Raw genomic sequence first — 12996 nt, 5'->3', positions numbered from 1 at the left:
TTGCAAGAGAAATCAAGTAAGCCATTCTGACCAGCCTAAGACCTTCGAGGTCTACGTTATTTAGGTCACGACACCCTGTGGATGCGACGCTAGTCCCCTGCCCTGTCGCTAGTAGTTAAACAGTTTCAAGGTCACTGAGACAGTGCTGCTAGCCTAACAAGCCCTGATAACATTGGCGAAGCGAACATTACCCCGCAAGGGAGGCTCCACAAGAGCAACATTATGCGTACAGGGTTACAAGGTTTGAGACGATAACTGTCTCGTCGAAAGTGCATTACAAAAGTACACCGAACTAAGTAACTCCAAGGCGGTAATGACAAGAAAGATTCAAGGCGATTGAAACCGCTCGTGTCGTTTCCCTCTCAGGTCTAAAGACTCTGAGTTTCCCACTTACCGAGTTTTTTTATGAAGTACCCACTGCATACAGTTTCCAAGCCAGTCTCAGGTAGCGAAGTTCAAAAACTTGCTCATGCGCTTAAGACTGGCGGTTATGTTGCAAATGAAGCTGCTTTAGCTTTAGCTAAACGGATTGCCGCTCGTCGCCATCGTCGGACAACTGCCAATGCCGCCAAGTAGTAAGTTTGCGGGAGTTGATTTTTCCGATCTGCCTGTCGAGCATTTAACCTCCGAGCTTACCATTTCTGGTCAGGGGTTTCGTTGTCTGCGGGGTGAGTTTGTCACCTACTGGCGACAAGGACGCATTCAGCGAGATATAGATGCTCGTATCAGTCAATGCTGGATTTTACGCTGTGAAGACAGTTTGGCAGGTTACATCACCCTACTCACAGATAAACTGGAATTAGCCGAACAAATCCTGCTTGACGAAGGCGTTCAGTACCAGTCGTTTCCAGCTATCAAGATTGGTTTACTAGCGGTAGATAGACGTGCGAAAGGAGCCGGTCGCCGTCTAGTTGAATGGGCAGTAGAGTACGTTGCAGCGGAGATTTCACCTACAGTTGGCGTGCGCTTTATGACCGTTGACGCACTTTACGACCCGGATACTACTCCTCCCTATGACGCATCTGGCTTTTACGAGAAGTTTGGTTTTCAATTTGTCGATCCTAATGAGTCTTTACCATCATCAGTGCCTTATCGTACAATGTATCTCGATCTCAAGCCATTGATCGATCTATTGAGTATCCAAGATAACGACTAATAACTCACCCAAAAACTAAAGCCCTTTTCCGTTGTTGCGGGAAAAGAGCTTTAATTTATTATTAACCTGGCACTGAGCTATTTTACCGGGCAGTGACCCGCCGAGTATCTTCGCCATAGCAACGTTTAACAACCGAGTTCGGGATGGATCGGAGTGGTTCCATTACATCATAAGCACCAGGAAAGCTTTGAAAACTTTTAATCCTGTGTCTGCGTTTAGCTTAATGTTAAGCTTGATGCGCTGCATCTCTTTCGCTCGACTTAATTACTGTATCAAGTTTTCCCCGGTCTGTCAACCCCAAAGTCAAAAGTTTTTTTCGATCGCCCGAAACAGCCTCCAATAGCCGAGTTTGACGTATTATTTGCCAGTGTTGCCGATCGACCTTTAACTCACAAATCCAAAAAAGCCGCCTCGGTTCCCTGTTCTGTGGGAATCTTCCCGTCCTTCACAAACCACGCCACGACCTGCTTAACTGTTAATTGTTCGATCGCCCTTTCAGATTCTGTCGCAATTTGCCTCTCATCCCGCAAAGACGCCACCACCCTATTCGTAAAAAAGTTTTCACAACTCGCATCAAGTTCGATCGACCCTAAATCTGCTGCTGGCCCAGAATATTGAGATTTCTACAAAGGGCCCAAGACTTGCTGTGGTGTAGATGCCTAATCACTCCCCAAAAAACTAAAGCCCTTTTCCGTTGTTGCGGGAAAAGAGCTTTAATTTATTATTAACCTGGCACTGAGCTATTTTACCGGGCAGTGACCCGCCGAGTATCTTCGCCATAGCAACGTTTAACAACCGAGTTCGGGATGGATCGGAGTGGTTCCATTACATCATAAGCACCAGGAAAGCTTTGAAAACTTTTAATCCTGTGTCTGCGTTTAGCTTAATGTTAAGCTTGATGCGCTGCATCTTTTTCGCTCGACTTAATTACCTTATCAACTTTTCCTTTGTCTGTCAACCCTTTTGTCAAAAGTTTTTTTCGATCGCCCGAAACCGCTGGAATTATCGGGGTTTGAGGCCGGGTTTGGGCGTGCGACCGATCGACCTTTAACTCACAAATCAAAAAACGCCGCCTCGGTTCCCTGTTCTGTGGGAATCTTCCCGTCCTTCACAAACCACGCCACGACCTGCTTAACTGTTAATTGTTCGATCGCCCCTCCCGATTCTGTCGCCATTTGCCTCAACGGCCGCAAAGACGCAATTACCCTATTCGTAAAAAAGTTTTCAAAACTAGCATCAAGTTCTATCGACCACAAATCTGCTGCTGACCCAGAATATTGAGATTTCTACAAAGCGCCCAAGACTTGCTGTGGTGTAGATGCCTAAGAACTCACCAAAAAACTAAAGCCCTTTTCCGTTGTTGCGGGAAAAGAGCTTTAATTTATTATTAACCTGGCACTGAGCTATTTTACCGGGCAGTGACCCGCCGAGTATCTTCGCCATAGCAACGTTTAACAACCGAGTTCGGGATGGATCGGAGTGGTTCCATTACATCATAAGCACCAGGAAAGCTTTGAAAACTTTTAATCCTGTGTCTGCGTTAAGCTTGAGCTAAGTTTGATGCGCTGCATCTCTTTCGCTCGACTTAATTACCTTATCAAGTTTTCCCCTGTCTGTCAACCCCTTTGGCAAAACTTTTTTTCCATCGCCCGAAACCCCCCCCAATAGTCGAGTTTGACGTATTATTTGCCAGTGGGGCCGATCGACCTTTAACTCACAAGTCCAAAAACGCCGCCTCGGTTCCCTGTTCTCTGCGAATCTTCCCGTCCTTCACAAACCACGCCACGACCTGCTTAACTGTTAATTGTTCGATCGGGCTTTCAGATTCTGTCGCAATTTGCCTCAACGGCCGCAAAGACGCAATTACCAAATTCGTAAAAAAGTTTTCAAAACTAGCATCAAGTTCGATCGATCCTTTAATACTCTCATCATTCTTAATCCAATCCATCACCTGCCCATTAGTCACCTCAGCCACCGGCTTCCCAGTCTCCCCAGCAATTTGCTTGAGCACCCTCAAAGCATAAATTGCCACCCGCGCCGAAAACTTTTCCTTCGACGACAGCAGCGCCATATCAACTTCGGCACACTCTTCCGGCTTTAAAAAATCTGCTAGCGGTTCCATATATTAAAAATTAGTAATTGCTAATCGGTAATGGGTAATCCGTGACATCCGTGACATCCGTGACATCCCTTACACTCATCCGTTGTCGAACTTCCATGCGTGACATCCGTTACATCCGTTACAAAATCCGTTGCCGAACTTCTTCCTTCCTCCTTGCAATCAAATAACCGCAGCGGTGTTCCCCATTAATAATCCAGTGAGTCCGCTCCACAGTACAGTCCGGCAACACCCCCGCAAACATTTCCAACTCATTACCGCAGACACTCGGAAAAGTTTCAGCAACATTAGAAATCGCGCAGTTGTGTTCCATCAACACAAATCGATCGCCCTTCCCAGCGCGATCGCAGATCCCAACCTCTACCGATTCTACAGGATAACACTCAGCCATATAGCCTTCAGCCCTGCGGAGTTCCATTAACTTAGTCACCCGCTCTTCCAGCGAACCCGCACCCACCAGCCGCCGATACTCCGTCGCCTTGCGCTGCCACTGTTTTTGCAAGATAGTAATCACTTGCTCGCGGCCGACGGTTTCCGCCAACGTATCCAGAAAAGAGACAGCAAAATCACCGTAACGATTCGGGAATCGATCGCGCCCCTGACTGGTAAGCTCATAAATGTGCTGCGGCCGCCCCATCCCAGCCTGAACCGACTGATACTGAATCAGCCCCTCCGCTTCCAAATCCTTCAAGTGACGGCGAATCGCCTGCGGACTGATATCCAAAGACTCCGCCAACTCAATAGCCGTCCCCTGCCCCCCCTTGAGCAAATATTGCAGGATGTCTTGTTTCGTGGAAGTCTGCTGAGTAGTCTCCATCATCTTCACAAAAAATTATTAATTTGACTTTGACAATATCACTATTGTTAATGTAGCTTAAAATATAGTAAAGCAACAAATCTGTTGTTTAACTTCCCAGAGCAGTCCAGCAGAACTCGCTCAAGCCCTGACAGGCATTGCCCCGTCTGCCATCCAGAGAGCATTATCTAGAACACTGAACACGCAAAATAATGAGTTCTACCACAGTCAAAACCTTAGTCAACCAGCCGTATAAATACGGTTTCGTCACCGACATCGAGTCAGACACCATCCCCCGCGGCTTGAGCGAAGATGTAGTCCGCCTGATTTCCGCCAAGAAAAACGAACCGGAATTCATGCTGCAATTCCGCCTCAAAGCATACCGGAAGTGGTTGACAATGACCGAGCCCACCTGGCCCCACGTCAACTATCCCGCGATCGACTACCAACAAATTATCTACTATTCCGCCCCCAAACAAAAGCCCAAAAAGCTCAACAGTTTGGACGAAGTAGACCCGACACTGCTAGAAACCTTCGAGAAACTCGGCATTCCCCTCTCCGAACAGAAGCGGCTGGGAAATGTCGCCGTCGATGCCGTTTTCGACAGCGTTTCAATTGCCACAACATTTAGAGAAAAGTTAGCCAAAGATGGTGTTATTTTCTGTTCCATTTCAGAAGCCGTCAAAGATTATCCCGAATTAATAGAAAAATATCTCGGCAGCGTCGTACCAGTCGGCGATAACTTTTTCGCAGCCCTCAACTCCGCCGTATTCAGCGACGGTTCCTTTGTTTACATTCCCAAAGGGGTCAAATGCCCAATGGAATTGTCAACCTATTTCCGCATCAACAACGGAGATTCCGGCCAGTTCGAGCGCACACTAATTGTGGCTGAAGAAAACAGTTCTGTGTCTTACCTAGAAGGCTGCACCGCGCCGATGTTTGACACCAATCAACTGCACGCCGCCGTCGTGGAATTGGTAACAATGGACAATGCCGATATCAAATACTCCACAGTGCAAAACTGGTACGCTGGCGACGCCAACGGCAAAGGCGGCATTTACAACTTTGTGACGAAACGGGGTTTGTGTCAAGGAGTCAATTCTAAGATTTCTTGGACACAAGTAGAAACCGGTTCAGCGATTACTTGGAAATATCCCAGTTGCGTGTTAGTCGGCGACAACTCGGTGGGCGAATTCTACTCGGTAGCGTTGACAAATAACAAGCAGCAAGCTGACACCGGCACAAAAATGATCCACATTGGTAAAAATACTCGCAGCACGATTATCTCTAAGGGAATTTCGGCGGGTAATTCATCCAACAGCTATCGCGGTTTGGTGAAAATGGGGCCTAACTCTAAAGGCTCTCGTAATTACTCTCAGTGCGATTCCATGCTGATTGGCGACAACGCTCAAGCGAATACTTTCCCTTATATTCAAGTGCAGAACCACACTGCTAAAGTCGAACACGAAGCTTCTACTTCTAAGATTGGGGAAGAGCAATTGTTCTTCTTCGCACAGCGGGGAATTTCCGCAGAAAATGCTATTTCGATGATGATTAGCGGTTTCTGTAAAGATGTTTTCAATCAGTTACCAATGGAATTTGCGGCGGAAGCTGATAAGCTGTTGAGTCTGAAGCTGGAAGGAAGTGTCGGATAATTTTCGCGGGCAATAAACCCTTCCAGGCCAAGTCCATCGGTGACAACTTAAGCTCCCCGTCCGCCAGGAAATGAATTCCTTGGCTAATAGCTAAACTCCTCTAAACAGGACTAATGAGTTTAAAAATTTTCTTCTCAGTCCTCTTCAGAGGACTTTAGCTTTGAGACAGGGAATTCATTCCCTGGCGGACTATCGGTTTAACGTTAAATTGTCACCAATGGGTACAGCCTAGGAACGAGAAGAAAAAACTGTAAAGTGCATTGAGGCAAAGGACAAAAATAGATGATTGTTGAAAATAGTCAAGTGGTGCTATCCGTCCGCGATTTAACTGCGAATGTGGAAGATACCCAAATCCTTAAGGGTTTGAATCTGGAAATTAAATCGGGTGAAATTCACGCGATTATGGGCCCGAACGGTTCTGGAAAAAGCACTTTATCCAAGATATTGGCGGGTCATCCTGCTTATACAGTAACAGGCGGAGAAGTGACATTTCTTGGTCAAAATTTGCTGGAATTAGCGCCGGAAGAACGCTCTTTGGCTGGCGTGTTCCTAGCTTTCCAATATCCTTTAGAAATTCCCGGCGTTAGCAATCTGGATTTCTTGCGCGTGGCTTACAATGCTCACCGCAAACATCGCGGCTTGGAAGAATTGGATGCTTTTGATTTCCAAGATTTAATCGAGGACAAGCTGGATATTGTCAAGATGAATGATTCTTTTTTAGGCCGCAGCGTAAATGAGGGTTTTTCCGGCGGCGAGAAAAAGCGGAATGAAATTTTGCAAATGGCTTTGTTGGAACCGAAATTAGCTATTTTGGACGAGACTGATTCGGGTTTGGATATCGATGCTCTCAAGATTGTCGCTGGCGGTGTGAATCAGTTGTCAAATGCTGAAAATTCGATGTTGGTGATTACTCACTATCAGCGGTTGCTGAATTACATTATTCCTGATTTTATTCACGTCATGGAAGCCGGTAGAATTATCTTGACTGGCCCGAAAGAGTTGGCGCTGGAATTGGAAGAGCGCGGTTATGACTGGGTTGTGGAAGAGGAAGCAGCAGGAGTAGGCGCGCGATGATGAATACGCAAGTTGCTAGTAGGGAAATGTTTTTGACTGATTTGGTGAATCAGTGCAGCAAGTTGGAGGCTGCTAATAGCAAAAGTGCGGCTTACGGGTTGCAGGATTTGCGGGCTGTGGCGACGGAATACGTGCTTTCTTCGAGTTTTCCGACGGTGAGGGATGAGGAATGGCGCTTTACTGATTTGTCGCCGGTGTTGCAAATTCCTTTTCATATACCCCAGAGCAATCAGTCAAAAGTTAAGCTGGCTGATATCATTATGCCAGTGAAAAACCGGGATGATTTACCATTAAGATTGGTATTTGTCAACGGTTTTTATGCGCCGGATTTGTCAACGGTGGAGTCGTTGGTTTTGCCGAATTTGCCGATCGACTTTTACGCAGGTAATCTATCGAATGTACCTGAAAAATATCAAGGGCGCATCAGCGATGTTTTGAGCAAGCACAGACAGCAAACCGAGGTGTTTACCGCGCTGAATACTGCGGGTTTGGCGGATTCTGCGGTGGTGTTCGTGCCGGCCAATATGTCGATCGACCTTCCGATTCACTTGCTGTTCCTGACAGCGCCCGGTGCATCTCCCACGATGTCCCAGCCGCACTGCTTGGTCATAGCTGAGCCTGGAAGCAATGTGACGCTGATTGAGGATTACGCAACTATCGGTAATGTACCAGCCTTTACTAATGCTGTAACGGATGTTATTGTCGGCGAAAACGCTACTGTGAACCACGTTCGGCTGCAGCGGGAAGGTGGGGAGGTTGTTCATATCGGCAAAAGTGCGATCGAACAATCTCGTAATAGCCGTTACACTTGTCATGCTATCAGCTTGGGAGGCAAAATATCGCGGCACAATTTAGAAGTTTTTCAGCGCGGCGAAGCCACTGAAACAACTTTAAACGGCTTAACCGTAGCCTTTGGCGAACAGTTATCAGACACTCACAGTGTAATCGATTTCAATCACCCCCACGGTACAAGCCGCCAACTGCACAAGTGCATTATCGGCAACAAAGCTCGTGCTGTATTTAACGGCAAAGTTTTCGTTCGCAAAGCCGCCCAATTGACAGATGCCGGACAATTGAGCCGGAATTTGTTGTTGTCGCCAAGAGCTCGCGTAGACACAAAACCGCAGTTGGAAATTGTCGCCGACAACGTTAAATGTTCCCACGGTGCAACTGTCAGTCAATTAGAAGATGATGAGCTTTTTTACTTGCAAAGTCGCGGTTTGGATTTAGAAAGAAGCCGCTATTTGCTAATCGATGCTTTTGCGGCGGAAATGCTCAATCAATTACCGATTCTTGGGGTGGCGAAAATGCTTTCAACCTGCATGGCTATCCAAGGATAAAGGAATTAGCAACAGACGGGAGGGTGTTTTATTACCTTTGCAATCAAAGCCGGAGATCCCCCTAAATCCCCCTTAAGAAGGGGGACTTTGAGAATACTCTTGTCCCTCCCTGGATAAGAGGGACTTTGAGAATACTCTTGTCCCCCCCTTAATAAGGGGGGTTAGGGGGTATCTCCGGGTTTCAGAATACGCCTTATAAGCGAGTTCCACAACAATACTAACTTCAAAAAATATGACACTTATTCAAGAAAAAACACTTGCATCAAAAGTTCGCGGCGACTTCCCTATTTTGAATGAAAAAGTTAACGGTAAACCGCTAGTTTATTTAGACAATGCAGCTACTTCTCAAAAACCCCTAGCTGTGCTCAACGCTTGGCGTGATTACTACGGACAATACAATGCAAACGTCCACCGTGGTGCCCACACTCTCAGCGCCAAAGCGACTGATGCTTACGAAGGTGCGAGAGACAAAGTTGCTGCGTTTGTAAATGCGGCGTCGCGGCAAGAAATTGTTTACACTCGCAACGCCACCGAAGCGATTAATTTGGTTGCTTATTCTTGGGGTTTGAGCAATTTGCAAGCCGGAGATGAAATAATCCTGTCGGTGATGGAACACCACAGCAATCTCGTTCCCTGGCAAATGATGGCTCAAAGAACCGGTGCGGTGCTGAAGTTTGTCGAGTTAACGGAAACTAACGAGTTTGACTTGGAACAGTTTAAAACCCTGATTTCCCCTAAAACTAAATTGGTGTCAACCGTTCACGTTTCTAATACTTTGGGCTGCATCAGTCCTGTCAAAGAAATCTGCAAAATTGCCCACAGTTTCGGCGCAAGAGTTTTAATTGATGCTTGCCAAAGCGTGCCGCACATGATAGTAGATGTGCAAGCAATAGATTGCGATTGGCTGGTTGCTTCCGGTCACAAAATGTGCGCTCCGACTGGCATCGGTTTTCTGTACGGTAAGCTGGACTTGCTGAGAGAAATGCCTCCGTTTTTCGGCGGCGGCGAGATGATTGCTGACGTGTTTCTCGATTATTCCACCTATGCCGATTTGCCGCACAAATTTGAGGCCGGCACCCCTGCAATCGGCGAGGCGATCGCCCTTGGTGCAGCAATCGATTATCTTAGTAACATTGGCATGGATAAGATTCACGCTTGCGAAGCAGAATTGAATGCTTATATGTTCCAACAATTGCGGCAAATTCCCGAAATCAAAATTTACGGGCCGCAACCAGACAGCAACGGCGAAGGTAGGGCTGCATTAGCGGCATTTACAGCCGGAGAAATTCACCCTCAAGACTTGTCTACCATGTTAGATCAGGAGGGAGTCGCGATTCGTTCCGGGCATCACTGCACGCAAGCTTTGCACCGCTATTTGAACGTTTCATCTACTGCCAGAGCGAGTTTGTATTTTTACAATACTCGCGAAGAGATTGATGTGTTTGTGAAAGCGTTGAAAGAGACGATCGACTTTTTTGGTGGGATTATGGGATAATTTGGTGGGTGATGGTGCGCGGGTAGAAATTGAGAAGCGATCGCCCTTTTTTTGACCGCAGATGCAGGCAGATGAACACGGATGAACGCGGATGAAGAAGAGAGCGATCTCACCCCAAATATAATCAGGCGATAATGTTTGTGTTAAACCTATCAGCAGAAAATTGGGTGGGCAACCAGGATGAAGGTGACTTAATAGAAAGTCCTACTTGGAGTCAAATAGAACAAGCCATCCGCGAGTTAAATGGGAAAACTAAAACTTTAGTTACCTTGGGTGCAGATGACGAGTGTTATATGAGCATTGGTGGCGGCGAATCCGGCAAATATATTGTTAACGTAACTTTTGATAACGTTAGCTTCCACAATTTAGTAGATCCATCAAAACCAGATGCAATAGAAAAGCTAGTTATCGGCGGACAAGAAGGTAATTATTCCGCCCGGATGTGTGTAAATTTAGAGACGGCACTGTTGGCAGCTCAAACATTTACAGTATCAGGACAACTTCAAATATCACTGTCTTGGGAAGAAGAGAAAGAATTAGCGGTGTCATCAAATAAGATTTAACACAACCTAAGTGAAGTGCGATCGCTCTTTCTTCATCCGCGTTCATCAGCGTCTATCCGCCTGCATCTGCGGTTCAAAAAAAGAACCCCCTTTTTGATAGTATCTGGGCCTGTGGTAAAATAAAACTAGAGTTTTCTCAGCTCAAGGAGATTTTGAGATGATTGCTACTACTTCAAGTTTAGCCGAACAAAGAACACTGCTAGAAAACATTAGCTGGCAGACCTTTGAAACGTTGCTCAAAGAAATAGGCGATAAGCGAGGTTATCGCATAGCTTACGATGAAGGGAGACTGGAAATTATGGCGCCACTATTTGAACATGAGAACTACAAAAGCAATTTCGGTAATTTCATCCTGGCTTTAGCAGAAGAACTCGACATTGAAATTAAAAGTGCTGGCTCAACTACTCTCAAACTCAAAAATGCCAAAAAAGGCATAGAACCAGATAACTGTTATTATATCCAAAATGAAGCAGCAGTTAGAGGCAGGCAAGAACTAGATTTAGAAACTGCCCCACCGCCCGACTTAGCAATTGAAATAGATATTACCAGCAGTTCAGTTGATAAGTTTGCCATTTACTCCGCACTTCGCGTCCCGGAACTCTGGCTATATAACGGGCGCGTTTTGAAATTTTATCAGTTGGTAGAAACTGAATATATTGAGCGCGACTTTAGTATTGCTTTTCCCTTTGTATCGGTAGCAGAAATGGCTGGGTTTTTCAGTCGCACTCAAACGATAGGAGAAATTGCTTTGCTGAAATCCTTTAGAACTTGGGTGAAAGGGAAAATATAATATTCTCTAGCAAGGTGCGCCGTGCACACCCTACATAATTAGGTGCTGCGCCCAAGACTATTAAAACTCCCTAATTTCAGGATGGATAAACTGATAACCCGCCGCCTTAATCTTTTGATTCGACACCCTAGCATTATAAGGCCGCACGCTAGGACTTCCATCCCAAGAAACTTTAGGCAAATTATTAGCTTCAAAAATGCGATCGAGCAATTCACCACTGGATAGCGACACATCCCCGACTAAATTGTAAATTCCCTGCAATCGATTTTCCAAAGCAAAAGTTAACCCCCCAACAATATCATCTCGATGCACCCAATTAGTAGCATCTTCCCCCCTACCGGGACGAGTGCTCCCAGCCCAGCCTCCAAAGATTTTAACTAATTCTCGCCCAGGCCCATAAATTCCTCCCAAACGGAGAATGCAGACGTGAAGATTGGGACTAGATGCTGCTAATAAAATCCGTTCTGTTTCTGCGAGAATTTCACCGTTTGGATTAGCCGGCGCGACTGGTGATTCTTCATTTACAAATTCACCTTGGCGATCACCATACACAGAATAAGTACCCGTATAAATAACCTGCTTTACTGTCGGTATCTGCTGTAAAACCGATACTAAAGTTGTCGCAGTATCTATATAACTTTCCCGATAAGTATGAGGATTTCGGGCACCGACGCACAGCATAACAGCATCTTGTTCTTGCAGTACAGCCGTCATTGCCTCTTTGTCATTTCCTTTGAGCACGGCTACCCGCTGCGCGACACCCTCCAACTCAACTACTCGCGTCGCCGTGGTAGTTGTCGCCGTCACGGTACAATCTGATTTGCCGCGTAAATGTTTGGCTGTCGCAGTACCCACATAGCCACAGCCGACGATCGCAACTTTCATAAAAAATTCTCCATTGTGTCATGTTCTCTCAAATTATTGCCGGTTTCTGAAATCATGGCGCGCTGAGTTTTGTGGTAAAATGCAAAGCGTCGTTATCAATCGGAGTAGCATCGTGTCCGAGAGAGATATTTTTGCCACATCCTCAGAAAGCGAACTTTTAGCTTTTTATGGTTCTTTGTTTGCGATCGCAGCCGCCGATGGTTCCATTGATATTGACGAACTAGATTTGTTGTTTAAAACCATAAATTTAGACAAATTTTCTGACTCTGCAAAGACTCAAATCCAATCCTACACAGCCAGTCCCCCATCACTGGGCGACTGTTTGCAAACACTCAGCCAGTCAGAAGAACCGCTGCGTTTGGGAGTCATGTATTTTTTAATTAACATTGCTGGGGCAAATAAGACGCTGCATCCCGCAGAAAGCGAGGCTATCCAATCCGCAAAAAAACTGCTGGCGGTTTCCGACGTGCAAATCCCAGCCATGCAGGAATTTATCGCAGACATGAAACAAATACAGGAGGCTGCCCCTAATAAAAATCAGGTTTCAGCCTCCTTCAATTCTGCTGTTTCCCAGCTTAAAACTAAGGGTATTCCTCTCGATTTTATCGACCGAAGAGGAACCACAACAAACCTCAGCAACCCCAAAGTTAACTATTCAGATGAAACTTTTTGGACTAAACTTAAAAACTTTGCTTTAACCGCAGGAAGAGAAGTAGTTGAAAAAGCTTTGATTCTCTACTATACGGCTCAGAACCCCAACGTGCCGGCTTGGGCAAAAGGAGTTGTAGTTGGAGCTTTGACCTATTTTATCTCTCCTGTTGATGCCATTCCCGATGTATTAGTTGGTATCGGATTTACGGACGATTTGGGAGTATTGCTGGCGGCAATAGCTACTGTTTCAGTATACATTAATGCTGATACTAAAGAACAAGCCAAACAAAAAATGAAAGATTGGTTTGGCTAATAATATTAGAAGTCATTAGTCATTAGTCATTAGTCATTAGTCAGTAGTCAGTAGTCAGTAGTCAGTAGTCAGTAGTCATTAGTCAGTAGTCATTAGGAATAATTACCAATTACCAATTACCAATTACCGATTACCAATTACCACTTACCAATTACCGAG

Annotated in this window: 14 protein-coding genes and 3 rRNA genes; 9 read left to right on the top strand and 8 right to left on the bottom strand. The window is 45.8% G+C overall.

What is annotated here, in order from left to right; genetic code table 11:
* Positions 1–405 precede the first annotated feature (405 nt).
* A complete protein-coding gene (locus QUB12_RS04810; RefSeq protein WP_333139929.1) occupies positions 406–576 on the top strand; it encodes a hypothetical protein in 171 nt (56 codons plus the stop codon).
* On the top strand, positions 563–1156 hold the full coding sequence (locus QUB12_RS04805) for a hypothetical protein (protein ID WP_333139927.1): 594 nt from the start codon (positions 563–565) through the stop codon (positions 1154–1156). Before QUB12_RS04810 ends, QUB12_RS04805 begins: the two co-directional genes overlap by 14 nt.
* Before the next feature lie 64 nt (positions 1157–1220).
* On the opposite strand, the gene rrf (QUB12_RS04800) is transcribed toward QUB12_RS04805, so the two are convergent.
* The 7 genes from rrf (QUB12_RS04800) to sufR all read right to left on the bottom strand — a co-directional run bounded on the left by rrf (QUB12_RS04800) (position 1221) and on the right by sufR (position 4095).
* Positions 1221–1337, bottom strand: a 5S ribosomal RNA gene (gene rrf / locus QUB12_RS04800).
* 208 nt (positions 1338–1545) lie between these two features.
* Complete coding sequence (locus QUB12_RS04795) at positions 1546–1695, bottom strand: hypothetical protein (protein ID WP_333139926.1); 150 nt, start codon at positions 1693–1695, stop codon at positions 1546–1548.
* Positions 1696–1883: 188 nt separating this feature from the next.
* A 5S ribosomal RNA gene (rrf, locus tag QUB12_RS04790) occupies positions 1884–2000 on the bottom strand.
* 208 nt (positions 2001–2208) lie between these two features.
* On the bottom strand, positions 2209–2331 hold the full coding sequence (locus tag QUB12_RS04785) for a hypothetical protein (protein ID WP_333305721.1): 123 nt from the start codon (positions 2329–2331) through the stop codon (positions 2209–2211).
* A gap of 215 nt (positions 2332–2546) precedes the next feature.
* A 5S ribosomal RNA gene (gene rrf, locus QUB12_RS04780) occupies positions 2547–2663 on the bottom strand.
* A gap of 207 nt (positions 2664–2870) precedes the next feature.
* Positions 2871–3278 (bottom strand): hypothetical protein, encoded by a 408-nt coding sequence (locus tag QUB12_RS04775; protein WP_333051988.1) that lies wholly within the window; start codon positions 3276–3278, stop codon positions 2871–2873.
* A 118-nt stretch (positions 3279–3396) separates the two neighbouring features.
* The gene (gene sufR, locus QUB12_RS04770) at positions 3397–4095 is read right to left on the bottom strand and encodes an iron-sulfur cluster biosynthesis transcriptional regulator SufR (RefSeq protein WP_333139922.1); all 699 of its coding nucleotides are present in this window, start codon (positions 4093–4095) and stop codon (positions 3397–3399) included.
* A gap of 188 nt (positions 4096–4283) precedes the next feature.
* Here sufR and sufB point away from each other — a divergent pair, with 188 nt between their 5' ends.
* The 6 genes from sufB (at position 4284) to QUB12_RS04740 (ending at position 10988) form a co-directional block, all read left to right on the top strand.
* Positions 4284–5726, top strand: a complete 1443-nt coding sequence (gene sufB, locus QUB12_RS04765; RefSeq protein WP_333139920.1) for a Fe-S cluster assembly protein SufB — start codon at positions 4284–4286, stop codon at positions 5724–5726.
* Between the two features lie 282 nt (positions 5727–6008).
* The gene (sufC, locus tag QUB12_RS04760; RefSeq protein WP_333139918.1) at positions 6009–6800 is read left to right on the top strand and encodes a Fe-S cluster assembly ATPase SufC; all 792 of its coding nucleotides are present in this window, start codon (positions 6009–6011) and stop codon (positions 6798–6800) included.
* On the top strand, positions 6797–8140 hold the full coding sequence (sufD, locus tag QUB12_RS04755; RefSeq protein ID WP_333305719.1) for a Fe-S cluster assembly protein SufD: 1344 nt from the start codon (positions 6797–6799) through the stop codon (positions 8138–8140). The genes sufC and sufD overlap by 4 nt, the downstream gene beginning before the upstream one ends.
* A 232-nt stretch (positions 8141–8372) precedes the next feature.
* Positions 8373–9635 (top strand): SufS family cysteine desulfurase, encoded by a 1263-nt coding sequence (locus QUB12_RS04750; RefSeq protein ID WP_333305717.1) that lies wholly within the window; start codon positions 8373–8375, stop codon positions 9633–9635.
* 134 nt (positions 9636–9769) lie between these two features.
* A complete protein-coding gene (locus QUB12_RS04745; RefSeq protein WP_333031910.1) occupies positions 9770–10198 on the top strand; it encodes an Imm1 family immunity protein in 429 nt (142 codons plus the stop codon).
* Between the two features lie 157 nt (positions 10199–10355).
* Positions 10356–10988, top strand: a complete 633-nt coding sequence (locus QUB12_RS04740) for a Uma2 family endonuclease (RefSeq protein ID WP_333139912.1) — start codon at positions 10356–10358, stop codon at positions 10986–10988.
* A gap of 60 nt (positions 10989–11048) precedes the next feature.
* Here the strand turns inward: QUB12_RS04740 and QUB12_RS04735 are convergent, their stop codons facing one another.
* The gene (locus tag QUB12_RS04735) at positions 11049–11873 is read right to left on the bottom strand and encodes an NAD-dependent epimerase/dehydratase family protein (protein ID WP_333139910.1); all 825 of its coding nucleotides are present in this window, start codon (positions 11871–11873) and stop codon (positions 11049–11051) included.
* Positions 11874–11952: 79 nt separating this feature from the next.
* On the opposite strand from QUB12_RS04735, the gene QUB12_RS04730 reads away from it, so the two are divergent.
* On the top strand, positions 11953–12837 hold the full coding sequence (locus tag QUB12_RS04730; RefSeq protein WP_333300233.1) for a DUF1232 domain-containing protein: 885 nt from the start codon (positions 11953–11955) through the stop codon (positions 12835–12837).
* The last annotated feature ends 159 nt before the right edge of the window (positions 12838–12996 follow it).

This window comes from Microcoleus sp. B7-D4 (genome assembly GCF_036705125.1).
In the GTDB taxonomy this organism is placed as follows: domain Bacteria; phylum Cyanobacteriota; class Cyanobacteriia; order Cyanobacteriales; family Microcoleaceae; genus Microcoleus.
Note: the sequence above shows the minus strand (reverse complement) of the source record. Positions and strands in the feature narration are given on the sequence as shown.

Excerpts from the sequence above, each read along its gene's own strand:
- sufB (WP_333139920.1), top strand. The coding sequence starts at position 4,284 with ATGAGTTCTACCACAGTCAAAACCTTAGTCAACCAGCCGTATAAATAC.
- QUB12_RS04810 (WP_333139929.1), top strand. The coding sequence starts at position 406 with ATGAAGTACCCACTGCATACAGTTTCCAAGCCAGTCTCAGGTAGCGAA.
- QUB12_RS04740 (WP_333139912.1), top strand. The coding sequence starts at position 10,356 with ATGATTGCTACTACTTCAAGTTTAGCCGAACAAAGAACACTGCTAGAA.
- QUB12_RS04745 (WP_333031910.1), top strand. The coding sequence starts at position 9,770 with ATGTTTGTGTTAAACCTATCAGCAGAAAATTGGGTGGGCAACCAGGAT.
- QUB12_RS04775 (WP_333051988.1), bottom strand. The coding sequence starts at position 3,278 with ATGGAACCGCTAGCAGATTTTTTAAAGCCGGAAGAGTGTGCCGAAGTT.
- QUB12_RS04785 (WP_333305721.1), bottom strand. The coding sequence starts at position 2,331 with ATGGCGACAGAATCGGGAGGGGCGATCGAACAATTAACAGTTAAGCAG.
- sufR (WP_333139922.1), bottom strand. The coding sequence starts at position 4,095 with ATGATGGAGACTACTCAGCAGACTTCCACGAAACAAGACATCCTGCAA.
- sufD (WP_333305719.1), top strand. The coding sequence starts at position 6,797 with ATGATGAATACGCAAGTTGCTAGTAGGGAAATGTTTTTGACTGATTTG.
- sufC (WP_333139918.1), top strand. The coding sequence starts at position 6,009 with ATGATTGTTGAAAATAGTCAAGTGGTGCTATCCGTCCGCGATTTAACT.
- QUB12_RS04730 (WP_333300233.1), top strand. The coding sequence starts at position 11,953 with ATGCAAAGCGTCGTTATCAATCGGAGTAGCATCGTGTCCGAGAGAGAT.
- QUB12_RS04805 (WP_333139927.1), top strand. The coding sequence starts at position 563 with ATGCCGCCAAGTAGTAAGTTTGCGGGAGTTGATTTTTCCGATCTGCCT.
- QUB12_RS04735 (WP_333139910.1), bottom strand. The coding sequence starts at position 11,873 with ATGAAAGTTGCGATCGTCGGCTGTGGCTATGTGGGTACTGCGACAGCC.
- QUB12_RS04750 (WP_333305717.1), top strand. The coding sequence starts at position 8,373 with ATGACACTTATTCAAGAAAAAACACTTGCATCAAAAGTTCGCGGCGAC.